The 21126-nt window shown below is 56.5% G+C and carries 25 protein-coding genes; 14 read left to right on the top strand and 11 right to left on the bottom strand.

All coding sequences use genetic code 11. The annotated features are described in order from the left end of the window. The 3 genes from RMR24_RS13505 to RMR24_RS13495 form a co-directional block, all read right to left on the bottom strand. Positions 1-387, bottom strand: a 387-nt coding sequence (locus RMR24_RS13505) for an Hsp70 family protein (RefSeq protein ID WP_310615599.1), incomplete at its 3' end; no start/stop codon positions are given. A gap of 71 nt (positions 388-458) precedes the next feature. Next, a complete protein-coding gene (grpE, locus tag RMR24_RS13500) occupies positions 459-992 on the bottom strand; it encodes a nucleotide exchange factor GrpE (RefSeq protein ID WP_405023340.1) in 534 nt (177 codons plus the stop codon). 208 nt (positions 993-1200) lie between these two features. Beyond that, positions 1201-1551 (bottom strand): FKBP-type peptidyl-prolyl cis-trans isomerase, encoded by a 351-nt coding sequence (locus RMR24_RS13495; RefSeq protein ID WP_310615598.1) that lies wholly within the window; start codon positions 1549-1551, stop codon positions 1201-1203. Between the two features lie 111 nt (positions 1552-1662). On the opposite strand from RMR24_RS13495, the gene RMR24_RS13490 reads away from it, so the two are divergent. Genes RMR24_RS13490 through arfB form a run of 3 tightly spaced genes read left to right on the top strand, consistent with a single transcriptional unit; the run spans position 1663 to position 4012 of the window. Further along, on the top strand, positions 1663-2640 hold the full coding sequence (locus RMR24_RS13490; protein WP_310615597.1) for a tripartite tricarboxylate transporter substrate binding protein: 978 nt from the start codon (positions 1663-1665) through the stop codon (positions 2638-2640). A gap of 24 nt (positions 2641-2664) precedes the next feature. Next, complete coding sequence (locus RMR24_RS13485) at positions 2665-3615, top strand: AEC family transporter (RefSeq protein ID WP_310615596.1); 951 nt, start codon at positions 2665-2667, stop codon at positions 3613-3615. A gap of 7 nt (positions 3616-3622) precedes the next feature. Then, positions 3623-4012 carry an alternative ribosome rescue aminoacyl-tRNA hydrolase ArfB gene (arfB, locus tag RMR24_RS13480; RefSeq protein ID WP_310615595.1) on the top strand — a complete coding sequence of 130 codons (390 nt, stop codon included), beginning with the start codon at positions 3623-3625 and terminating at the stop codon, positions 4010-4012. 13 nt (positions 4013-4025) lie between these two features. Here the strand turns inward: arfB and RMR24_RS13475 are convergent, their stop codons facing one another. Both RMR24_RS13475 and selD read right to left on the bottom strand, forming a co-directional pair. Continuing rightward, entirely contained in the window at positions 4026-4367 is a 342-nt protein-coding gene (locus RMR24_RS13475; protein WP_310615594.1) for a zinc ribbon domain-containing protein YjdM, read from the bottom strand. Positions 4368-4413: 46 nt separating this feature from the next. Then, positions 4414-5481, bottom strand: a complete 1068-nt coding sequence (gene selD / locus RMR24_RS13470; protein WP_310615593.1) for a selenide, water dikinase SelD — start codon at positions 5479-5481, stop codon at positions 4414-4416. Between the two features lie 117 nt (positions 5482-5598). Here selD and RMR24_RS13465 point away from each other — a divergent pair, with 117 nt between their 5' ends. Both RMR24_RS13465 and RMR24_RS13460 read left to right on the top strand, forming a co-directional pair. Further along, positions 5599-5994: a hypothetical protein gene (locus RMR24_RS13465; protein WP_310615592.1), complete on the top strand. Its 396-nt coding sequence runs from the start codon at positions 5599-5601 to the stop codon at positions 5992-5994. Further along, a complete protein-coding gene (locus tag RMR24_RS13460) occupies positions 5991-6974 on the top strand; it encodes a CapA family protein (RefSeq protein WP_310615591.1) in 984 nt (327 codons plus the stop codon). Before RMR24_RS13465 ends, RMR24_RS13460 begins: the two co-directional genes overlap by 4 nt. On the opposite strand, the gene RMR24_RS13455 is transcribed toward RMR24_RS13460, so the two are convergent. Next, positions 6971-7720 carry an SDR family oxidoreductase gene (locus RMR24_RS13455; RefSeq protein WP_310615590.1) on the bottom strand — a complete coding sequence of 250 codons (750 nt, stop codon included), beginning with the start codon at positions 7718-7720 and terminating at the stop codon, positions 6971-6973. The genes RMR24_RS13460 and RMR24_RS13455 overlap by 4 nt on opposite strands. A 209-nt stretch (positions 7721-7929) precedes the next feature. On the opposite strand from RMR24_RS13455, the gene RMR24_RS13450 reads away from it, so the two are divergent. From RMR24_RS13450 to RMR24_RS13420, 7 genes are read left to right on the top strand one after another with little or no spacing between them, the layout of a single operon-like run. Further along, positions 7930-8487 carry a DUF5132 domain-containing protein gene (locus RMR24_RS13450; RefSeq protein WP_310615589.1) on the top strand — a complete coding sequence of 186 codons (558 nt, stop codon included), beginning with the start codon at positions 7930-7932 and terminating at the stop codon, positions 8485-8487. A 1-nt stretch (position 8488) separates the two neighbouring features. Next, entirely contained in the window at positions 8489-9103 is a 615-nt protein-coding gene (locus RMR24_RS13445; protein ID WP_310615588.1) for a hypothetical protein, read from the top strand. Beyond that, the gene (locus RMR24_RS13440; RefSeq protein WP_310615587.1) at positions 9084-11225 is read left to right on the top strand and encodes a heavy metal translocating P-type ATPase; all 2142 of its coding nucleotides are present in this window, start codon (positions 9084-9086) and stop codon (positions 11223-11225) included. Before RMR24_RS13445 ends, RMR24_RS13440 begins: the two co-directional genes overlap by 20 nt. A gap of 13 nt (positions 11226-11238) precedes the next feature. Next, entirely contained in the window at positions 11239-11574 is a 336-nt protein-coding gene (locus RMR24_RS13435) for a polyhydroxyalkanoic acid system family protein (RefSeq protein WP_310615586.1), read from the top strand. Next, on the top strand, positions 11558-13201 hold the full coding sequence (locus RMR24_RS13430) for a CoA-transferase (protein WP_310615585.1): 1644 nt from the start codon (positions 11558-11560) through the stop codon (positions 13199-13201). Before RMR24_RS13435 ends, RMR24_RS13430 begins: the two co-directional genes overlap by 17 nt. Then, entirely contained in the window at positions 13198-13944 is a 747-nt protein-coding gene (locus RMR24_RS13425; protein WP_310615584.1) for an acetoacetate decarboxylase, read from the top strand. Before RMR24_RS13430 ends, RMR24_RS13425 begins: the two co-directional genes overlap by 4 nt. Before the next feature lie 37 nt (positions 13945-13981). Beyond that, positions 13982-14812 carry a hypothetical protein gene (locus RMR24_RS13420; protein WP_310615583.1) on the top strand — a complete coding sequence of 277 codons (831 nt, stop codon included), beginning with the start codon at positions 13982-13984 and terminating at the stop codon, positions 14810-14812. Here RMR24_RS13420 and RMR24_RS13415 read toward each other — a convergent pair. Beyond that, the gene (locus RMR24_RS13415) at positions 14802-15509 is read right to left on the bottom strand and encodes a spermidine synthase (RefSeq protein WP_310615600.1); all 708 of its coding nucleotides are present in this window, start codon (positions 15507-15509) and stop codon (positions 14802-14804) included. The genes RMR24_RS13420 and RMR24_RS13415 overlap by 11 nt on opposite strands. Positions 15510-15834: 325 nt before the next feature. On the opposite strand from RMR24_RS13415, the gene RMR24_RS13410 reads away from it, so the two are divergent. Together RMR24_RS13410 and RMR24_RS13405 are read left to right on the top strand one after the other, a co-directional pair. Further along, entirely contained in the window at positions 15835-16335 is a 501-nt protein-coding gene (locus RMR24_RS13410) for a 2Fe-2S iron-sulfur cluster-binding protein (RefSeq protein ID WP_310615582.1), read from the top strand. An 11-nt stretch (positions 16336-16346) separates the two neighbouring features. Continuing rightward, positions 16347-18575, top strand: a complete 2229-nt coding sequence (locus RMR24_RS13405) for a molybdopterin cofactor-binding domain-containing protein (protein ID WP_310615581.1) — start codon at positions 16347-16349, stop codon at positions 18573-18575. A gap of 69 nt (positions 18576-18644) precedes the next feature. On the opposite strand, the gene soxA is transcribed toward RMR24_RS13405, so the two are convergent. Genes soxA through RMR24_RS13385 form a run of 4 tightly spaced genes read right to left on the bottom strand, consistent with a single transcriptional unit; the run spans position 18645 to position 20721 of the window. Beyond that, positions 18645-19412 carry a sulfur oxidation c-type cytochrome SoxA gene (gene soxA, locus RMR24_RS13400; protein ID WP_310615580.1) on the bottom strand — a complete coding sequence of 256 codons (768 nt, stop codon included), beginning with the start codon at positions 19410-19412 and terminating at the stop codon, positions 18645-18647. 41 nt (positions 19413-19453) lie between these two features. Beyond that, positions 19454-19807: a thiosulfate oxidation carrier complex protein SoxZ gene (locus tag RMR24_RS13395; protein ID WP_310615579.1), complete on the bottom strand. Its 354-nt coding sequence runs from the start codon at positions 19805-19807 to the stop codon at positions 19454-19456. Then, the gene (locus RMR24_RS13390) at positions 19797-20249 is read right to left on the bottom strand and encodes a thiosulfate oxidation carrier protein SoxY (RefSeq protein ID WP_310615578.1); all 453 of its coding nucleotides are present in this window, start codon (positions 20247-20249) and stop codon (positions 19797-19799) included. Before RMR24_RS13390 ends, RMR24_RS13395 begins: the two co-directional genes overlap by 11 nt. Before the next feature lie 10 nt (positions 20250-20259). After that, positions 20260-20721 carry a c-type cytochrome gene (locus RMR24_RS13385; RefSeq protein ID WP_310615577.1) on the bottom strand — a complete coding sequence of 154 codons (462 nt, stop codon included), beginning with the start codon at positions 20719-20721 and terminating at the stop codon, positions 20260-20262. Between the last annotated feature and the right edge of the window lie 405 nt (positions 20722-21126).

Raw genomic sequence — 21126 nt, 5'->3', positions numbered from 1 at the left:
GTCTTCGGCAGTTTTCTTCATCTTGCGCAGAATTTCAGCGCTGATTTGAGGCGGGGCCAACTTGTTGCCACGCACTTCCACCCATGCGTCGCCGTTGTCGGCTTTGGCAATGGTGTAGGGCATCAAGTCGATGTCTTTTTGCACTTCTTTCTCTGCAAACTTGCGACCGATCAAACGCTTGACCGCGTACAGCGTGTTGCGTGGGTTGGTCACCGCTTGGCGTTTGGCGGAGGCGCCCACCAAGATTTCGCCGTCTTCTTGATACGCAATGATCGACGGTGTGGTGCGAGCGCCTTCGGCGTTCTCGATCACTTTGGTCGTGTTGCCTTCCATGATGGCCACGCACGAGTTGGTGGTGCCCAAGTCAATACCAATGATTTTTCCCATGTCTAACTCCAGTAATTTTCAAAAATTCAGATGGACAGTAGTTATGGCTAACTCTGCCGATTTCAAGTGTTTTATTTCGGTGCAGCCACGGTGACCAGTGCAGGGCGCAACACGCGCTCAGCAATCAAGTAGCCTTTTTGCAGCACGGCGACCACCGTGTTGGCTTCTTGTGTGGAATCGGCGGGGAGGGGCACCACGCTGATGGCTTGGTGTTGTGCGGGGTCAAACTTGGCGCCGGCAGCGGGGTCGATCGCGATGATTTTGTTGCGCTCCATGGCGCTTTTGAGTTGACGCAGCGTGGCTTCAGCGCCTTCGCGAATTTGTTCAGGCGTCGCGGTTTGCACGGCTAAGCCAGCTTCGAGGCTGTCAAGCACAGGCAAGAGGCTGTCGGCAAAGCTCTCGAGGGCAAATTTGCGTGCTTTCGAGACTTCGTCGTCCGCGCGGCGGCGGGCGTTTTGCACATCGGCTTGGCCACGCACGTATTGGTCTTGCAACTCGGCGGCTTTGGCTTGCAAAGCGGCGATTTCGGCGTGCGCAGCGGCCAATGGGTCTAGCGCAGCGGCTTCAGCCGAGGTCGCCTCGGGGGTGGGCGCCATGCCGGCCATGTGTGACGCCAAATGTGCGGCAGCGGTATCTAGGTTTTCTGTAGGTTCTGACATGCTTTGTAGGGCTTGTGTGAATGAGATGCAGCAAAGCTGAGGCCATCCGACCCTATTTCAAGAGGGGTTTTGTAAAAAATTTGAAGTGGGCAAAACAAAGCGGGGCTAAGCCCCGCTGTAAAACGGCAGCCAAAAGGGCTGCCGTGCCGTCTTTTTATTCGAGGCCGAGTAGCTCGACGTCAAACTTCAAGGTGGCGTTGGGTGGAATCACACCGCCCGCACCGCGTGCACCGTAGCCCAGCTCTGGCGGGATGATGAGGGTGCGTTGGCCACCAATCTTCATGCCCTGCACGCCTTCGTCCCAGCCCTTGATGACCATGCCAGCGCCCAGAGGGAAGGCAAACGCGTCATTGCGGTCGCGGCTGGAATCAAACTTGGCGCCTTGCTCGCCGTCGTTGTACAGCCAGCCGGTGTAGTGCACGCTCACGTGCTGGCCAGCGGCGGCTTCAGCGCCGTCGCCCACCACGTTGTCGATGTATTGCAGGCCGGAAGGGGTCGTGTTCATGGCAAATCCTTGGATGGGTCTAATAAATACGTAACCCTAGAGTGTACCCAGTGAGGTGCCTTTCATGATGGAAGAGAATGGCGTTTTGATTCATATTGTGGAGATATCCCCATGCAAGCTCGTCGATGCTTTATGTCTAAGTTGTTTGTCGCAAGTCTGTTGGCGGGTTGCGTGGTGTCTGCACACGCGCAGAGTTTCCCAGCGAAACCTTTACGCATCGTGGTCCCTTTTGGTGCGGGGGGTGTGGCTGACCTCACCGCACGCACGGTGGCGCAAAAAATGTCTGAAGGTTTGGGTCAGTCCGTGGTCATCGACAACCGTCCCGGCGCGGGTGGCATTGTGGCGGCCGAGATGGTGGCCAAGTCTGAGCCTGATGGCTACACCCTTTTGCTGATGTCCAACGCCAACGCCGTGAGCGCTGGCTTGTTTAAAACGCTGCCTTTTGACCCCGTGAAAGACTTCACGCCCGTGTCTTTGATGGGCACTTTTGACTTGGCCATCGTCACCAGCGCCGAGTCGCGTTTTCAAACCCTGCCTGAATTGCTGACATGGGCCAAAGCCAACCCAGGCAAGCTCAACATTGGCAGCATCAACATCGGCAGCACCCAGCATTTGACGGCTGAGTTGTTCAAGTCGGTGGCGGGTTTGGATGCGCAAGTCGTGCCTTTCAACGGCACACCTGCGGTGATGACAGCTTTGCGAGGCGGCCAAATTGATGTGGCGTTAGAAGTGCTAAGCCCCGTGTTGCCGCAAATCAAAGGTGGCGCCTTGCGCGCCTTGGCAGTCACTGGCCCAAAGCGCAACACGGCTTTGCCACAAGTGCCCACAGCCAAAGAGGGTGGCCTGCCTAACTTGGTGGCCACCTCTTGGAACGGCTTGGGCGTGCCTGCCAAAACGCCGCAAGCGGTGGTGGAGCGCTTGAACAAAGAAGTCAACGCTGCGTTGCAAAACCCAGCGGTACGTCAAAAATTGCTGGAGTTGAATGTAGAGCCACACCCCAGCACCGTGCCACAAGCGCAAGAGTGGTTGCAAACCGAGATCAAGCGCTGGGGTGATGTGATTCAACGCGCTGGTATTCAAAAACAATAAAAAAGCAACAAACGTCAATCGCTGATGCTCAACATCCTCACCATCACTGGCCCGATTTATTTGTCGATTGCATTGGGCTTTGCTGCCACGCGTCGTGGCATGTTCAGCAAGCTTGACGGACAAGTGCTGGGGCGTTTTGTGTTGAACTTTGCCTTGCCTGCCATGTTGTTTAACACGCTGTCGCAACGCAACTTTGCCGAGGTGCTGAACCCGAACTACCTCTTGGCGTACGGTGCCGGATCTTTGTTTTCGTTTGCAGTGGGTTTTGGCGTATGGCGCGTCTGGCGCAAAAAATCACTCACCGAAAGCGGCATGGTGGCCATGGGGGTGAGCTGCTCCAACAGCGGCTATGTGGGCTACCCCATCTTGTTGCAGTTTTTAGGGCCAGCGGCAGGCGTGGGCTTGGCCCTCACCGTGCTGATTGAAAACCTGCTCACCATTCCACTGGCTTTGGCGATTGCGCAGAGTGGCGAAGCGGAGCACTTGTCTTGGCAACACACCGTGCTTCAAAGCTTGAAACGCATGGCCCAATTGCCCATGATGCAAACGATTGTTTTGGGCTTTGTGGTCTCGATGATGGGCTGGCATTTGCCTGAGGTGATGTCTAAAACGGTCAATTTGTTTGCTGCATCCACAGCCGCGATTGCGCTGTTTGTGAACGGCGGCTCTTTGGTCGGCATGCGCGTGGTGGGTCTGATTCAAGAGGTGCGTTGGATTACGATTGGCAAACTGGTGGTGCACCCCTTGGCTGTGGGATGCATGCTGATGGTGGTCGGCCCGATTGACCCCAGTCTGAAAATTTCTGCGGTGCTGTTGGCGGGTATGCCCATGCTGGGTATTTATCCCTTGCTGGCTCAGCGCCATGGCCAAGAAGGTTTTTGTGCTGCCGCGTTGTTGGTGACCACCGTCGCTTCCTTCTTCACCATCAGTCTGATTTTGTGGGCCATGGGTGAGTTGCCAGGCTGGCACGTGTAAGCCGCGTATGCAAATCAAAGAGTCTGAAGTTGAGGTGACGGCCATTCGCGCCCAAGGCGCGGGCGGGCAAAACGTCAACAAGGTGTCCAGCGCCATTCACCTGCGCTTTGACATTTGGGCCTCGTCGTTGCCCGAGGATGTCAAAGAGCGTTTGCTGTGCTTGCCAGACCACCGCATCACCCAAGAGGGCGTGGTGGTCATCAAATCGCAAGAGCATCGCAGCCAAGACATGAACCGCATCGAGGCCTTTGCACGTTTGCACGATTTGGTGCACAGCGTGGCCAAGCCGCCCAAGAAGCGTAAACCGACCAAACCCACCTATGCGTCAAAGCTGCGCCGCTTAGACAGCAAAAAAAAGACCTCGGCGATCAAGTCGAACCGAGGTCGGGTGCTTTAAACGCTGCGGGTATTTAGGCTTTGCGCAAGAAGCAAGCTTTGAGCATGTAGTTGCCCACGTCCATCTTGCAATCCACCTCGTGGTCGCCACCCACCAAGCGAATGCTTTTCACCTTGGTGCCCATTTTCAGCGTGGTGGATGAGCCTTTGACTTTCAGATCTTTGATCAGCACCACGGCATCGCCGTCTTTCAGCACCGTGCCGTTGGCGTCTTTCACCACGGATTCGTCTTCGTCATCCGCTGCGGCAGTTGCCACCATCGGCCACTCATGCGCGCAATCGGCGCACACATAGTTGTCGCCGTCTTGGTAGGTGTTTTCTTGGGCGCATTGTGGGCAGGCTGGAATGTTGGACATGGTGTTGGTTTTCTTTGAAAGGTGCGCAGTGTAGTTTTGCAAGGTTTCAGCGAACTTGCAGCTTGATGCCGTTGGCCGATGCTGCTGCGATCTCGCCCACTTCACACGCCTCGGCAAAGCCGTGTTGGTGAAACACAGCCAGCACCTCGGCCACGCTCTCAGGTGCGCAGGCAACAAGCAGGCCGCCACTGGTTTGGGGATCGCTCAACAAAGCTTGGTCGATGGCATCGCGTTCAGGTACGAGTTCAATCTCGTTGCCATAAGCGGCCCAGTTCCGGCCCGAGGCGCCGGTCAGCATGCCTTGCTTTGCCAACTCGCGCACGCCAGGCAACAAAGGCACTTGGCTCATATTCAGTTGCACCGTGTGGTGGCTGCCGCGGGCCATCTCGAGTGCGTGGCCTGCCAAGCCAAAGCCTGTCACGTCGGTCATGGCGTGCACGCCCGCCAAAGCCGAGAGTGCAGCGCCCGGTGTGTTTAGCTTGGTTGTGTTGGCAATCATGTGCGCATAGCCCTCAGTGCTGAGCGCGTTTTTCTTCAGGGCGGCAGACAACACGCCCACGCCCAGCGGTTTGCCCAAAATCAAACGGTCGCCCACGCGGGCATCGGCATTGCGCTTGATGCGTTTGGGGTGTACCAAGCCTAAGACGACCAAGCCGTAAATCGGCTCGACCGAGTCAATCGTGTGGCCACCCGCGATGGGGATGCCGGCCTCGCGGCACACGCTTTGACCGCCATCCAAAATTTTGCCAATCGTCTCCGCCGGCAGCACGTTGATGGGCATGCCCACCAAAGCCAAAGCCATGATGGGCGTGCCGCCCATGGCGTACACATCGCTGATGGCGTTGGTGGCCGCGATGCGGCCAAAGTCAAACGGGTCATCCACGATGGGCATGAAGAAGTCGGTGGTGGCAATCAGCGCTTGCTCATCGTTGAGCTGGTACACCGCTGCGTCGTCAGCGGTTTCAATGCCCACCAACAACTGCGGCGGAATAGGCATGGCACTGGTGCTTTTCAGAATCTCGCTCAACACGCCCGGCGCAATCTTGCAGCCGCAGCCACCACCATGTGAGAGGCTGGTGAGGCGAGGGATGGCGGGAGTGGGCGTGGAACTCATGGCGGGGCTTTCGTGAATAGCCTTTGATTTTGCCAGCTACAACAAGGGCAAACCCATAGGCACGCCGCATTTCTGATCCAGTAGGCTGTGATGCATCAAATCTAGGGAGATATGGGTATGCGTTTTCGGCTGTGGATATTGGCCGTGTGGTTTCCAGCGGTGGCGCAAGCGGCGCCCGAGTTGCTGTGCCACTTTGAGGTGAATGCCGAGCGCTCTGTGCATCGTTTTGTGCCCGTGTCAGACCCCTACACCGTGGGCAGTGTGAATTTGGCAGACCGCTTTCGGTTCAAAGCTGTGGTGCTGGGTAACGACACGCGGGTCGACGTGATCAACGTGTATGTGTCTTACCAAACCGAGCGCCAACCCATGCTGCTTCAGCATGTGAAGTTTGTGGCGCCATTAGCGCAGATAAAGCCCACGCCTGATGCCTTGACGGGCCGTGTGGCCTTGTATTCGCCTTTCTTGGGCAAAGAGCTGCAATACGGCTGCGCCTTGCATGAGGTGGTGCCATGAAATACCTGCCATGTTTCATCAGCAAAGGGGCGGCGCTCTACGTGCGTGTCGTGTTGTTCGTCTTGTGCACAGGTGCTGCGATGGCCCAAGTGCCAGAGCCTTTGGTGTCGGTGGTGTTTGCGGGCGACATCATGCTCGCGGGTGGGCCTGACCGTGCCATTCGACGTGGGCAAGACCCGTTTGCGGGCGTGGCCCACTTGTTCAAAGGCGCAGATCTGCGTTTGGGAAATTTGGAGTGCGTGGTGGCCACTGTGGGGTTGGTTGAACCTGAAAAACCCAATGTGTTTCGCGTGCATCCGCGCGGCTTGAAGTTTGTCAAACGCCACTTCGATGCCGTGGGTTTGGCCAACAACCACTCGGGTGACTATGGCCCCAAAGCCTTTGCGCAGATGCTGGGCCTGCTCAAGCAATCAGGCCTGGGCTATTACGGTGGCGGACATAACTTGAAAGAAGCGCATACCCCGCTCATCCTTGAGCGCCAAGGCTTGCGCATTGCCCTGTTGGGCTATGACGAATTTCAACCCCGTAACTTCGAGGCCGACCATGACCGCCCCGGTGTGGCGTGGAGCGAAGACGAGCAAGTGGTGCGCGACATTGCCGATGCACGCCGCGTGTGGAAAGCCGACGTGGTCATACCTGTCATGCACTGGGGCTGGGAAGAGCCCACGGCCAATGAACGCCAACGCAAGTTGGCGCGGCTCATGGTTGACGCGGGGGCTGATGCAGTCATTGGCGGCCATCCACACCAGCTGCAAGACACCGAGCAATACAAAGGCAAACCAATTTTTTACAGCTTGGGCAACTTCGTGTTTGAAGGCTTCCCCGACAAGGTCAATAACCTGGGCTGGGTGGTGCGCTTGATGGTGGACCGCCAAGGCGTGCGCGCATGGCAGGCGCACAGCGTGCACATCGACAAGCAAGGGTTGCCGCATGCGTCAGAGCATGCAACACGCCAGGTGTCGCTGCGTACAAATAATTAACGCGCCAAATATCCGCCATCCACCGGATAAAACGCACCGGTGACAAACGAGGCGCGGTCCGAGGCCAACCACGCCACCAACTCGGCCACCTCTTGCGGTCGTCCTAGCCGTCCCAGTGCGTGTGCCGCCACCAAAGCTGCAAGCGCTTCTGGGTTTTGCTCTAAGGCTTCCACCATGGGCGTGTGGATGTAGCCCGGCCCCACCGCATTGATGCGTAAACCTTTTGCGCCATATTCCCAAGCAGCGGTTTGTGTCAAACCGATCACACCGTGTTTGGTGGCCACATAAGCGGGGGAGTGCGGTCCAGCCACTGCACCCAACACTGACGCAATATTGATGATGGAGCCGCTGCCTCTTTGCAGCATGGCATTGATTTGCGCTTGCATGCCGTAGAACACACCACTGAGGTTGGTTTGAATCACTTGGTCCCAGCCGTCGTGTGGGTAGTCGGCCGTCAGTGCACTCGGGCCAATGATGCCGGCGCAATTGCATGCCACGTCCAAGTGGCCGAAATGTTGGAGCGTGCGTTGCACGAGTTGCTGGCAGTCTTGTGCCACGCCAACGTCGCAGGGCACCGCCCACGCTTCACCACCTTGGGCTTGAATGAGAGCGGCGGTTTCTTCGATGCGATCGGTGTTCAGGCCAGACACCACCACCTTGGCGCCCTCGCGCGACATCACCAATGCAATGGCACGACCAATGCCCGATGACGCGCCAGTCACGAGTGCGACTTTGTTTTGCAGCATAAATTTTTTGATGAATAAGAAAACTCAGTCGGGGATCGACTTTGAAATCCATTGTCAAAAAATGCGCGGCTGAAGTCTGTGGGCTATCGCACGCAGCCTTGGTTCGCTGGCGAACAGACCACGTTGATCAATGTCATTAACGTCAGTGCACAGAGTCAGTACTTGGCTCTCGCGCACGAAAGTGTCGCCCTACCTGCATGGAGTATCACGTGGTCACAAAAATCAAAAATTCAGACGTTGTTAAAAAAATCAAGGTCACTGCCGCCAAGAGTACGCCCAAAACCCGCAGTGCACGTCGCCCCGCAGTGAACAAGGCGATGGCACAAGACGCGGCTTACACCGAAGCGCATGAGGCCACGTCACACGCCAGCCAATCGGCCGCTGCCAAGCGCCGCGTGAGCCAGTTGGTGGCGCGTGGCAAAAAATTGGTGTCGGGCGACAACACCTCCGTTGCCACGGCTGCGGCCATCGTGGTGGGAGCGGCTCTGATTGAGGTGGAATTGATTCCAGGCTTGATCATTGGCGCAGGCGCTATTTTGTTGGGCAAGTTGTTTCCTGAGCTTGGCGACTATGTGCGTCCTGCCATCAAGGGGGCTTTGCGTGCCGGTTTTGTCTTGAGCCAAAAGGTACAAGAGGTGGTGGCTGAGACCAGCGAGCAAGTGCACGATTTGGTGGCCGAAGTGATGCACGAACAAAAGCATGCACCTGACGCCAAGTCCGCTACTTCAGTGGCTGATTCCATGAGCGGCCACGCGCCTAAGGCCTAAAGTGCCGCACGCCCCAACCCCATCTGTCAGTGCGGCACGCATTGCGCACCACGTGCCGGGTCGCATGCGGCTCAAGGTGTTGGGCGTGCCTGCTGACCCTGAATTTTTTGCCACTGTCAAACACATCATCTCGGGTCTAGAAGGGGTGGACAGCGTGCGTGTCAACGCCACGTCCTCCAGCATCGTGATTGATTACAGCCCTGCTGACACGGTGTTTCACTTCCGTTTGCAAGACGACCCGAATGTCAATGCGTGGATGAGCCTGCAAGGCGATGACGCATTGCTTGCAGGCATTGATGTGGCCGTGGCCTCTGGGGCCTCTTACTATTTGGCCAAGCAATCGCGTTTGGCTGAAAGCTTGGTGGCGGGAGCCGAAGAGTTGGACTTTCGATTACGCCAAGCCAGCGATGGGTATATAGACCTCAAACTCTTGCTGCCACTGCTGTTTGCAGCCGCCACCTCGATGCGCCAAGCACGTGGCACGGGCACACCCATGTGGCTGAGCCTCGGCACATTTGCCTTCAACTCATTTCTCTCTTTGCACCGCGAGCGCATTGGTGCCCCGGTGATCAAGCTTGTTTCTACCGGTCTGGCACATGCACGCAATAAACGTTAACGCCGGCCTGGCACACACCCGTGCCAACTATCAATTGCTGCACGAGGTGCCTGGGCGCTGCCGCATCCGCGTGGCCCGTTTGCGCGTTGACAACGCCGTGCGCGAGCGCATCAGCCACCGGCTGTCGTGCAGCCCCTTGGTGTCTAACTTTCGGCTCAACCCCGCATGTGACTCCATCACGATCGAACACATGGGGCAGTTCGATGCACTGCTTGAAATGCTGTTGCAGCCCAGCACGATGTTGGCGACTTTGCCGACAGGTCAACTGCAAAAAATACAAAACAAGACCATTGAGTTCAGCCCCTTCAGCGCCATGGCTTTGGCCACCACTGCTTTGGTGCTGGGGCCAGCGGGCGGCTTTGGGTTAGACCTGTTGTTGATCGTGTTGACGGGCTTTCCGATTTGGCGCCGTGCGGTGACCACCTTGTTCAAAGAGCGTCGCTTCAATGTGGACTTTTTAGATGGCTTGGCTTTGGCCATTGCCGTGCTGCGACGTGAGCCTCGCACCGCTGCCGTGATTGCCATGATGGTGCATTTGGGTGATGTGGTGCGCGAGCTGACTGCACGCCAATCGCGCGGCCACATGCGTGAGCTGTTGGACTTTCAGGTGGTGCAGGTAAGGCGTTTGGATGCCCAAGGCAATATCACCTTGATCCCTGCGCAATCGCTGCTGTGTGACGACATGGCGCTGATGATGGCTGGAGATTTGGTGCCTGCTGACGGCATGATTTGCAGCGGCTTGGCCTCTGTCGATCAACGGCACATCACGGGTGAATCGGTGCCTGCCACACGCCGTGTGGGTGAGATGGTGTTTGCGGGTTCATCCATTGTGGAAGGCTCCATCACGGTGCAAGTGACCGAGGTGGGGGCCAACACGGTGGTGGCCAAAATTGTGCAAGTCATTGCGTCAGCCCCAGTGGGTGAGACGCGCATTCAAAACTATGCGGAGCAGTTTGCCGACCGTTTGGTAGCGCCGCTCTTGGGTGTGAATGTGGCCATGCTCGCACTCACGGGCAATGTGGACCGCTTCATGTCGATGGCGATCGTGGATTACGGCACGGGCATTCGTGTGGCCGCACCCACCAGCATTTTGTCCAGCATGACGCGTGCTGCGCGTCAGGGTATTTTGATCAAGAGCGGCCACCATGTAGAACAGCTGGCCACCTTGCGCGGCATCGCGTTTGACAAAACGGGCACGCTGACCTCGGGCCATTTGACGGTGCTGGATGTGCGGCCCATGCACGCGCGCATCAGCGCGGACCGCCTATTGCAGTTGGCCGCAGCAGCAGAAACGCAGCTTCGCCACCCAGTGGCTCGCGCTTTGGTCTTGCACGCCGAGCAAGTGCGTGGCCTCACCTTGCCGCTGTGCGAAGACGTGCAGTTTGTCATTGGCATGGGGGTGAGTGCTGTCATTGCAGGGCAGCACTTGCATGTGGGCAGCGCACGTTTCATGCATAGCTTGGGTATTGCCACGGGCAAAGCGGCCAAGTATTTGGCTGAGGCTGAAGCCCATGGTTACATCGTGCTTTTGGTGGCCTTGGACGATCGCTTGGTGGGAGCCATTGCGTGCAGTGACGCTCCAAGGCCCGAAGCCCGCGCTGTGGTGGCGGGCCTGCGTGCGCGGGGCGTGGCGCACATTGTCATGCTCTCGGGCGACCGCGAAGGCGTGGCGCGTCGTGTGGCAGATGCCGTGGGCATAGACACGGTGTACTCAGAAATATTGCCGCACGACAAAGCCGAAATTGTGCGCACCTTGCGTTTGAAATATGGCCCATTCGCCATGATCGGCGACGGTGTGAACGACTCACCCGCCTTGGCCCAAGCCGATGTGGGAATCTCATTGGTAGACGGCGCCGACATTGCCCGCGACGCAGCCGATGTGGTGTTGATGGAAGAGGGCTTGCATCAGCTGCTGCCCGCCATCGATATTTGCCGCGATGGCATGGCCCTGATCAAACAAAACTTCAACCTGATTGCGGGTGCCAACACCTTGGCCTTGGCGCTGGCGGTGCCCACCGGCTTGATGTCGCCCATGGCTTGCACCTTGATCAGCAATGGTTCTGGCTTGCTTGCCACCCTCAACGCCATGCGCCCGCTGTTGGCCTCGCGCAAAAACGCTTGAATGGAAATTTAACGTGGCTGATCTTCACATTCATCGCACGCACGCGCATGGGTTTAAAAAAATCCGAAAGATCGCTTTCTCATGGGCCGAGTTGGCCGAGCAAGAGTTTGGTCTGAGCTGTGTGTACCAAGAGGGCACGGTGGAAGACGAGGTGTTGTTCACCCGCAGCGGTGTGAAAGGGCGTTTGTTGGCAACGCATGACACTTTGGAAATCACGGTGGAGTTGAGCGTTTTGCTGCGTGGCTTCAAGTCCACGGTTGAGTCTGAAATTTTGAAAAATCTAGACCTTTTGCTGGTGCCAAGTACGGTGAAAAAAGTGAAAGCTGTGAGCCATGCGAAACGCGTCTGACAACCCTCGCACCACGGCTGCCAACAAAGTGGTCACAGCCGCCGAGGCCGTGCGCCGCATTGACCACGGTGCCACGGTGGCCACAGGCGGGTTCATTGGCATTGGCTTTGCCGAAGGTTTGGCGATTGCGCTGGAGCAGCGATTTTTAGGGCAAGCCCCCGCATCGCCTGCGGGTAGCCCGAGTGGTTTGACACTGGTCTATGCAGGTGGGCAAGGTGATGGCCATGACCGAGGGCTCAACCATTTGGCCCATGCAGGTTTGCTGCATTGTGTGATTGGTGGGCATTGGGGCCTCGCACCCAAATTGCAGCAGTTGGCGCTGGACAACCAAATTGAAGCCTACAACTTGCCGCAGGGTGTGATCAGCCAGTTGTTTAGGGACATCGCAGCGCATCGGCCTGGGTTGATCACCAAAGTGGGCCTCGGCACATTTGTGGATCCACGTCGCGGTGGTGGCCGTGTGAACGCATGCAGCCAACGTGCCTTGGTGTCGTTGATGCACATCGACGATGAGGCGTATTTGCTCTACAAATCGTTCCCCATCAACGCCTGCTTGTTGCGCGGCACAACCGCCGATGAGCACGGCAACATCAGCATGGAGCACGAGGCGCTCACGCTTGATTCGTTGGCGATTGCCATGGCCACGCACAACTCGGGTGGCATCGTCATCGTGCAGGTGGAGCGGTTGGCCAAGGCGGGTTCGTTGTCTTCGCGACAGGTACAGATTCCCGGCATCTTGGTGGACCATGTGGTGTTGGCCGAGAAGCCCGAGCACCACATGCAAACCTTTACCGAGTCCTACAACGCGGTGTTCTCGGGCGAGCTGCAAGCTCCGCCAATCGCTTGGCAACACACACCGCTGAATGCGCGAAAAATCATGGCGCGTCGTGCAGCACTCGAACTGCGTGCGCACGACATCGTCAACCTAGGTGTGGGCATTCCAGAGTGCATCGCCGCGGTTGCCTCAGAAGAAAATTTGGTGGACTTGATGACCCTCACCGCCGAGCCAGGCGTGGTGGGCGGACTGCCCGCGAGTGGCCTCAACTTTGGTGCGGCCACCAATGCCGAAGCGATCTTGGATCAGCCCTACCAGTTTGATTTTTACGACGGCGGTGGTTTAGATATTGCGTTTCTTGGGCTGGCGCAAGTCGATGTGCAAGGCAATGTGGATGTGAGCCAGTTCAACGACCATTTAGCTGGCGCAGGTGGCTTCATCAACATCAGCCAGAGCACACGACGACTGGTGTTCATGGGCGCCTTTTGTGCGGGACACCAAGACACGCAGGTGACGGACGGCAAGTTGTCCATCACCTGCGAGGCTGATACAAAGAAGTTTGTCAACGCGGTGGAACAAATAACCTTCAATGGCATGGATGCCATCACGCGCGAGCAGCATGTGTTGTATGTGACCGAGCGTTGCGTGTTTCGCCTGAAAGAGGGTGGTTTGGAGCTGATCGAAATTGCGCCCGGCATTGATTTAGATGTTGACATCTTGGCGCGCATGGGTTTTTCACCCGCGATCTCGCCCCATCTCACGTGCATGGATGCGCGTATTTTTTGCGAGGCGCCCATGTCTTTGCGCGCAGACATATTGTGTGCAGCTCAGCCTTTGAAAGTGCTGCTATGAAGCTGCACGACATCAAGGCCAACGCCTTTGCCATGCCCTTCACCAGCCCTGCATTTGCACGCGGGCCTTACCGTTTTATGCAGCGGGAATTTTTAGTCATCACCTACCGCACCGACATGCAAGCGCTGCGTGCCGTGGTGCCCGAGCCTTTAGAGATTGTCGAACCCTTGGTGAAGTTTGAATTCATCCGAATGCCCGACGCCACAGGCTTTGGCTCGTACACCGAATCGGGCCAAGTGATTCCCGTTCGCTTGGATGGTGTGGACGGCTCGTATGCCCATGCCATGTACCTCAATGACCATCCGCCCATTGCAGGAGGGCGCGAGTTGTGGGGCTTTCCTAAAAAGCTGGCCACGCCAAAGCTTCAGACAGAGATTGACACCCTCGTGGGCACTTTGGACTATGGCTCGGTACGCATTGCCACAGCTACCATGGGTTTCAAACATCGCGAGGCTGATGCGGCAGCGGTGTTGGCGTCGTTGGCCGCGCCCAACTTTTTACTCAAGATCATCCCGCATGTCGACGGCATACCGCGCATTTGTGAGCTGGTGCGCTACCACACCACGCAAGTCAGCTTGCATGGCGCATGGACGGGCCCCTGTTCGCTAGAGCTACACCCACACGCGTTGGCGCCTGTGTCTGAGCTTCCTGTGCTTGCGCTCGTGTCGTGTGTGCACTTTGTAGCGGACTTGACTTTGGAGCTGGGTGAGGTGGTTCACGACTACTTGGCCCACTTGGCTTAGGCGACGTTTTATTTTTATTCACCACTAAGGATTATTCATGAATGCACACACCACTTTTTCACGCTGCGGTGTTCGCACGCTCGCTCTGATGGCTACCACCGGCGTTGGTTTGATGATGTCTATGCCCGCTTTCGCGGAGTTGTCACCCGCGCTAGACCGCGTGAGTGTGACTGTGGGCGTCTTTCATGCGGACCCCAAGCTTGATGCTTCGTTGATAACGCAGTACGGCGATCTTCATACGGGCAATATCACGCTTGGCAAGGAAATGTTGCCGCGTATCAAAGCCGACCTTATCCTCTTTGACAGTCAAGGCTTGTCATTGGATTACTACCAATACAAGCACAGTTACACGGGGGGTGTGGCCAACAACATCACTGTTCTTGGCTACGGTTTGTCAACGACTGGCAATGCCAACCTTGAACTCAAGATGGACATTGCGAAGCTGGCCTACAAGTGGTGGATTGGCAGTGGTGACACCGTTCTAGGGTTGGGTGCAGGCGCTGCTTATTACAAGATCGATATGAATGCCATCGCCACTGCGTCCATCGTCGGCGGTGGGACGGCCAGCACCAGTGGCGCGTTCAGTGACGATGCCGTGGCCCCCCTCATTGACATTGCCTTGCGCCATGCCGTGAATCCTGAATTGCGAATTTTCGCCAAAGCCTCGGGTGTGAAAAAGACGGGAGGCCGTATGCACGGCGATATCTATAACGCAGGCGTGGGCTTGGAATGGTTCCCCACTAAAAACGTGGGTGTGGTGCTTGACTACAGCATGACCCAAATCGATATCACGCGCGATGCAACCTACGAGACAAACTTAACGCTCAAGGTGCAAGGCCCATCGACGTTCGTCAAAGTCAGGTATTAAAAGCCACAGGCGTTAAGACGTTCAGCCATTTCGTGGCTGGCAAGGGCCAGCGCATTTCAATCTGCTTTGCTTGCGAAAGCAAAGCGGTTTTATCTACCGCACGAGGCGTTCGAAACGCCAGCACGATGGTGTTGCCTGCGGTTGTGGGCCTGAAGGCCCACAAAGCATCTTTGCCAAAAGCCTTGGCCATGCGCTGCAAGCTGGTTTCTAGGCTTGAATCACGGCCATACACATTGACGGCCATACAACCTTGCTGCGTTAGCAGTTGTCTGCAATCGGCATAAAACGCTTCACTGTCCAACGCAGGGCGGGCGGCTTCTTGGTCATACAGGTCGACTTGCAGCACGTCGATTTTTTCATGCCATTCATGGCTGCTTGCAATATCGGCTGCGTCAGCCAACAACACTTGTAATTTTGCGTTGTCCTCGGGCAAATTGAACCAGCTTTTGCACGTGGTGATGACTTGCGGGTTCAGTTCGACCGCGGTGGTTTGCATGCCCAACTGCACATGACAAAACTTGGTCAACGCTGCCGCACCCAAACCCAGCTGCATCGCGTGCAAGTGGCGGACTTGGTCTAAGTCGTGAAACATCATCCAGCCCATCATGCGTTGCACGTATTCGAGGTGGATGTCATAGGGCTTGCTGATCTTCATCGAGCCTTGCACCCAAGGCGTGCCCAGATGCAAAAAGCGCATATCGCCGTAGTCTGCGAACGTGACGGTTGGTGGTCCTAATTTGTCTTGTCCCTTAAAGGCACGGGCTTGTTTGCGTGCGAACAAAGCGCCCATGCCAATCGCTGCCGCACAAGCCAAGAGGGCTTGTAGGGCGTCGATCGTGCTAAAACTGAATGCCAAGTCAATCATGGTGTCCTTCGTTAAGTCGTGCATTTAGTATTCGAACGCAGGTGAGGTCTCGGCGCTGTCACGTATTGAGTTGACATGTGCTCAAAATCAATTGTCAAATGTGGCAACTCGCTCAATGCGGCAAGTTCAACCAATGAATTACAACAGGAGACAAGCTATGAAAATCAACGTCAACGGAGCCGTTCGTACCATCGACGCCGAACCGCAAATGCCGCTGCTTTGGGCGCTGCGTGAAGAGCTGGGCCTCACCGGCACCAAGTATGGCTGTGGTGTGGCGCAATGTGGTGCCTGTACGGTGCACCTCAATGGGCAACCTGCGCGCTCGTGCTCCATTCCCGTGTCGGCCGTGGGCGCCATGAAAGTCACCACCATTGAGGGCTTGTCCAAAAACGCCACCCATGCCGTGCAAAAAGCATGGACAGAGCTGGACGTGCCGCAGTGCGGCTATTGCCAGTCGGGCCAAGTGATGGCAGCGGCGGCCTTGCTTGCCCGCATCCCTAAGCCCACCGACGCTGACATTGACGAGGCGATGAGCAATATTTGCCGCTGTGGCACTTACCAGCGCATCCGTGATGCGATTCATGTGGCTGCCGGCCAAATGAAATTGGGTGACGTTTTGGCGTCCTACGAGTCCGTTGACGTCAACCAACAAGCCTGAGGAGAACCATCATGACAAACACCTCCACCCACGACACCTCCACCCACGACACCTCCACACTCAACACCTCACGCCGCCACTTTTTGCTCAGCTCTGCCGCCGTTGGCAGTGGCTTGGCTTTGGGTCTGAGCTTTGCGCCTGATGCCATTGCTCAAGCCGCCTACACCACGCTCACGCCTAACGAAATCAACCTTTGGGTGGTCATCAAGCCCGACGACACCGTGGTCATTCGCATTGCCCGTTCTGAAATGGGGCAGGGCACACGCACCGGCTTGGCCCAATTGGTGGCTGAAGAGCTCGACTGCGATTGGTCCAAAGTCACCACAGAAATGCCCACCCCTGGCCAAAGCTTGGCCCGCAAGCGTGCTTGGGGCGATATGTCCACAGGCGGGAGCCGCGGCATTCGCACCTCTCACGACTACGTGCGCCGTGGCGGTGCCACAGCACGCCTGATGCTCATGCAAGCCGCAGCCAACCGTTGGAATGTGCCTGTGGCCGAAGTGATGACCAAAGAAGGCATGATCACCCACGCCATTTCGGGCCGCACGCTGAGCTACGGCAAAGTGGCCGATGACGCGGCCAAGCTCAGCCTGCCTGATGCATCCAAGATCACCCTCAAGAAGCCCAGCCAGTGGCGCATTGCTGGTAAGTCGGTGCGTCGTTTGGATACGGCCGACAAAGTCGATGGCCGTAAAACTTTCAGCATTGACTTGCAGTTGCCCGGCATGCTGAACGCAGCCGTGATGCAAAGCCCCGTGTTTGGTGGCAAGTTGGTGAGTTACAACGAAAGCAAAATTGCCAAGATGCGCGGCGTCAAAGGCGTCGTCAAAATCAACGACAGCACCTTGGCGGTAGTGGCCGATACGTTTTGGCGCGCCAAGACGGCCTTGGCAGAACTGCCTGTTGTTTGGGACGACGGGGTGAATGGCAACACTTCTAGCGCCACCATCGATGCCATGCTGCGCGAAGGTTTGGCAGCCACGGGCGATTTCTGGCAACGCAAAGAAGGCGATGCGCCCGCTGCCATTGCGCAAGCCGCTAAGAAAGTGGAAGCCACTTACACCAGTCCCTTCTTGGCGCACGCCACGATGGAGCCCATGAACTGCACTGTGCGCATCACAGGCAACCGCGCCGAGGCTTGGGTACCCACGCAAAGTGCTGAAGGTTCACTCGCTGCCTTGGCGGAAGCCACTGGGTTTCCTTTGGCGCAGTGTGATGTTTACAAGATGGACTTGGGTGGGGGCTTGGGCCGTCGCGGCGGTCATCAAGAATATGTCGACCAAGCAGCACAGGTGGCTAAGAAGTTTCCCGGCAAACCGATCAAGCTGATCTGGAGCCGTGAAGAAGACATGACCCAAGACTTTTACCGCCCCATCTCGATGGCCAAAATGTCGGCGGGCATTGACGACAAGGGCAATATGACCGCGTTTCATGTGCGCGTGTCAGGCCAGTCTTTGAATGCCTTGTTGGCCCCCATGGCCATCAAGAACAACAAAGACGTGCGCCAGATGCAAGGCTTTTGGGCAGAGGCGGGCGACGCGCAGCTGGGCTACACCTTCCCCAACTTGTTGACCGAATACGTGATGCGCAACACGCATGTGCCCGTTGGCCCTTGGCGCGGTGTGAACACCAACCAAAACGGCATTTACATGGAGTGCTTCTTGGAAGAGTGTGCGCGCGCTGCGGGCAAAGACTCGCTGGAGTTTCGCCGTGCGTTGATGAAAAACCACCCCAAGCATTTGGGTGTTTTGAACGCTGTGGCCGAGGCGGGCAATTGGGGTAAGCCATTGCCTCCAGGTGTGTTTCGCGGCATTGCGCAATTCATGGGTTACGCCAGCTACTCGGCTGCCACGGCCGAGGTGTCGGTGTCTCCTAAGGGTGAGGTCAAAGTTCACCGCATGGTGTTTGCCTTGGACTCAGGCCATGTGGTCAACCCAGCGCAGGTGCGGGCCCAAATTGAAGGCTCGGTGGTGATGGGCTTGTCAGCGGTCTTCTTGGGTGAAAACACGGTGGAGAAAGGGCGCATGAAAGAGCGCAACTTTGACACCTACCCCTTGATGCACCTCAAAGAAACCCCGAAGGTGGAAACCGTCTTGGTGCCCACCGGCGACTTCTGGGGTGGTGTGGGCGAGCCCACGATCTGCGTGGTCGGCCCTGCGGTGTTGAACGCTATTTATGCGGCCACCGGCAAACCCCAGCGCGACTTGCCACTGCGCAAGCATGGCTTGACCTTGGTTTAAGGGTGTTTTAGCGCTGCAAGGCAGCAAGAGGGGCAAGGTCTTAAGCAGGCCTTGCCCTTTTTTTCTGGGTCAGCGGCGAATGGACGGGCCGTCCAGCGGCATGCCGTTGGCGCGCACTTTCAAGTACAGCTCTAGCTGCCTCAGGCTCGCGCTGCCTGGCGCAGGCAGAGTGGCTTGCACGCCCGAATAGCAAGCCCGCAAGCGACGGTCGATTGACCCCATGTTTTGCCAATTCAAACGGTAAATCGGAAAACCAGACGGATGCCCCGGGCTCACCACCTCGGCACGCAGCTGAGCACCTACCTTGCCGTCGTGGCAGTGCACACAGGCCAAGTTGAGCCGCCCTAGGCGCGTGGCATACAGCTGCGCGCCCTTCGACAGCTCTTCTTGCCAGCGTTGTTGCGCAGCGGCATCTGCTGGCGGCTGCGCGTCAATCTTTTGCCCCTTGGCCACGCTGTGCAGCAGGGCACTCAGCGAGAGGGTGTCGTCGTCTTCCACGCCTTTGGGGGCTTGCCCCGCCCGTTGACGGCACGCATTGATTTGGTCTTCTAAATTCACCAGCCTGTGGGTGTAACCGCTGGTTTTCAAGCGCGGGTGCTGCGCAGCGGCAGCGCGTAAGGTCTGGGGTGCGCTGTGGCAGCTTTGGCAGCTGCTGCCCCACAAGGCTTGGCCTTTTTCAACCCACAGAGAGATGGGGTTGGCATCGGCGTCTTGCTGCATGGCTTGCAGCTGTGGGGTTAAAAACTGATTGCCGCTCTGCAGCGTTTGCGCACTCACTGGATGGCCTAGGCACAGGGCTAGTAAAAAGGCCAGCAAAGAGGCTAGGGCAGGGGCCACACAAAGTTGATATTGTCTTAAGCAACGAACACCCATGTGGCTTAGCGGTAAACCAAGGGTCGGCGCATTTGGCCCGAGCGGCCCTGGTGGTCAACCCAGCTCACCACTATGTCGACGGCTTGCGGCGGCAAGGTGAAGGAAAAAAAGAACATCGGGTTGGCCGCCATCCCCGTGCCCAACTCGGCCTCAAACACCAAGGCGTCGCCTACGTGCATTTTGACAAATTGCAAAATGTCCTTGGTCACTTGTACGCCTGAACTGTCGTGTCGAAATCCCGTTTCCATCACGTGCCCAAGCATTAAACGTACTTCCACTAATGCGTTTGGACGAACAGGCCCAGACAGCGATAGACGAACAGGCAGGTCAAGCGTTTGTGCCATAGATTCAGGTTTCATCAAAACAAGCCGTAGCGGTCACCACTGTGTGTGTGGGCCGACCCAAGCTTGAGCCATTATTGAGATGCGCCAATATCCAAACGTCTTGCGTCATAGCAAGTCGAATGCGGGTGTTAAACGTGAAGCTGGGCTGGGCTTGCCCCAGCTTCATCCGCAAAATGACACGGTTAGGATTTTCAGGGGCGATGATTTCAAAACCGATCAACGCTTTACCTGCTGGCGCTTGCAATGTGAATTGCAAAGGTATGGCATTGCTGTTGTCTGCCAAAGGCGGTAGCGTGACTTCAATGCCATTTGCTTCTAAGCCACGCGATAGCAAGTCGGCTTGTGAATGGAGCTCAGGGGCCGACCATGCGTTTGAACCGCTAGAAATACCAACTGCACCAAGGCTTAAGTGAGCCAAGCATGAACGACGAGTCGACGATATTTTTGAGTGCCACATGATTTGCACTTTAGCGCAAAGTGGCTAAGGCTGCAGTTACCTTGTCTATATCTTCTGAGCTCAGGATTGGACGAGTTGGACTAGCTTGAGTTGTGCCTTCTAAAGTGCCAAACGGCGGCATCAAGGTGTTTGGCTTGATCCTGCGGCCATCCATCACCCATTGACGCAATTGGGCCAGACTGTAACGGTTGGCTACACCGTCGAGTGAGGGGCCAAAGTCTCCCTGCTTGCCAGATGCGCCGTCGATTCCCTTGGCATAGCGCAACACGCTGACTTGGTGACAAGTCAAGCAATTACCTTGCTGGCGGTTTGCCATGATGCGCAGACCTTGCTCTGAGTCGCTGAGTGATTGAGCAGTGATTGAGCTTGTCCACAAACTTAGACATATTGCCATGAATGATTTCGAGTCAATTTCATAGCTGAAGATGGACTGCCTTTTTTCTCGTGAAGTGCGAATGTCTTTGTGGTTCATTTGTTGGTGCAGTTAATCAATTCGGACTCAATTGAAAAACGAATTTTTGAATATAAGCTGCGCTGCGATTGTAAAAAAGTACTTCAATACTATAGGGATGAAATTTTTTCTGTTCGATGTTCAAAGCTTTAATGCACGCTGCAGCATCCATGATATTTTCTTGGGTAGTAAACAAAATCTCTACAAAAAAAGACATCAGTATTTGTCTGCTGATTTGGAAATGCTATGGGTTGAAAGTAAACGTAGATTTTGATCGTTTTTAAAGTGGCGGATTCAAGGACGAAGTGCAACAAAGATGAACTGGTTATAGGTGGCTGAGGATGCGAGAGCATCATGGCCGCTTTAACCGCCAAGTCGAAGTTGCCCAATGTACAAGCACCTCAGCCGAGAAGAACGATACCAAAT

Source organism: Limnohabitans sp. (assembly GCF_031539105.1).
GTDB lineage: Bacteria > Pseudomonadota > Gammaproteobacteria > Burkholderiales > Burkholderiaceae_C > Limnohabitans.
Note: the sequence above shows the minus strand (reverse complement) of the source record. Positions and strands in the feature narration are given on the sequence as shown.

Bases quoted from the DNA above. Each gene is read 5' to 3' on its own strand.
- grpE (WP_405023340.1), bottom strand. From the start codon at position 992: ATGGCCGGCATGGCGCCCACCCCCGAGGCGACCTCGGCTGAAGCCGCT.
- RMR24_RS13495 (WP_310615598.1), bottom strand. From the start codon at position 1,551: ATGAACACGACCCCTTCCGGCCTGCAATACATCGACAACGTGGTGGGC.
- RMR24_RS13490 (WP_310615597.1), top strand. From the start codon at position 1,663: ATGCAAGCTCGTCGATGCTTTATGTCTAAGTTGTTTGTCGCAAGTCTG.
- RMR24_RS13485 (WP_310615596.1), top strand. From the start codon at position 2,665: ATGCTCAACATCCTCACCATCACTGGCCCGATTTATTTGTCGATTGCA.
- arfB (WP_310615595.1), top strand. From the start codon at position 3,623: ATGCAAATCAAAGAGTCTGAAGTTGAGGTGACGGCCATTCGCGCCCAA.
- RMR24_RS13475 (WP_310615594.1), bottom strand. From the start codon at position 4,367: ATGTCCAACATTCCAGCCTGCCCACAATGCGCCCAAGAAAACACCTAC.
- selD (WP_310615593.1), bottom strand. From the start codon at position 5,481: ATGAGTTCCACGCCCACTCCCGCCATCCCTCGCCTCACCAGCCTCTCA.
- RMR24_RS13465 (WP_310615592.1), top strand. From the start codon at position 5,599: ATGCGTTTTCGGCTGTGGATATTGGCCGTGTGGTTTCCAGCGGTGGCG.
- RMR24_RS13460 (WP_310615591.1), top strand. From the start codon at position 5,991: ATGAAATACCTGCCATGTTTCATCAGCAAAGGGGCGGCGCTCTACGTG.
- RMR24_RS13455 (WP_310615590.1), bottom strand. From the start codon at position 7,720: ATGCTGCAAAACAAAGTCGCACTCGTGACTGGCGCGTCATCGGGCATT.
- RMR24_RS13440 (WP_310615587.1), top strand. From the start codon at position 9,084: ATGCACGCAATAAACGTTAACGCCGGCCTGGCACACACCCGTGCCAAC.
- RMR24_RS13430 (WP_310615585.1), top strand. From the start codon at position 11,558: ATGCGAAACGCGTCTGACAACCCTCGCACCACGGCTGCCAACAAAGTG.
- RMR24_RS13425 (WP_310615584.1), top strand. From the start codon at position 13,198: ATGAAGCTGCACGACATCAAGGCCAACGCCTTTGCCATGCCCTTCACC.
- RMR24_RS13420 (WP_310615583.1), top strand. From the start codon at position 13,982: ATGAATGCACACACCACTTTTTCACGCTGCGGTGTTCGCACGCTCGCT.
- RMR24_RS13415 (WP_310615600.1), bottom strand. From the start codon at position 15,509: ATGCGCTTTTTGCATCTGGGCACGCCTTGGGTGCAAGGCTCGATGAAG.
- RMR24_RS13410 (WP_310615582.1), top strand. From the start codon at position 15,835: ATGAAAATCAACGTCAACGGAGCCGTTCGTACCATCGACGCCGAACCG.
- RMR24_RS13405 (WP_310615581.1), top strand. From the start codon at position 16,347: ATGACAAACACCTCCACCCACGACACCTCCACCCACGACACCTCCACA.
- RMR24_RS13395 (WP_310615579.1), bottom strand. From the start codon at position 19,807: ATGAAACCTGAATCTATGGCACAAACGCTTGACCTGCCTGTTCGTCTA.
- RMR24_RS13390 (WP_310615578.1), bottom strand. From the start codon at position 20,249: ATGTGGCACTCAAAAATATCGTCGACTCGTCGTTCATGCTTGGCTCAC.
- RMR24_RS13385 (WP_310615577.1), bottom strand. From the start codon at position 20,721: ATGAACCACAAAGACATTCGCACTTCACGAGAAAAAAGGCAGTCCATC.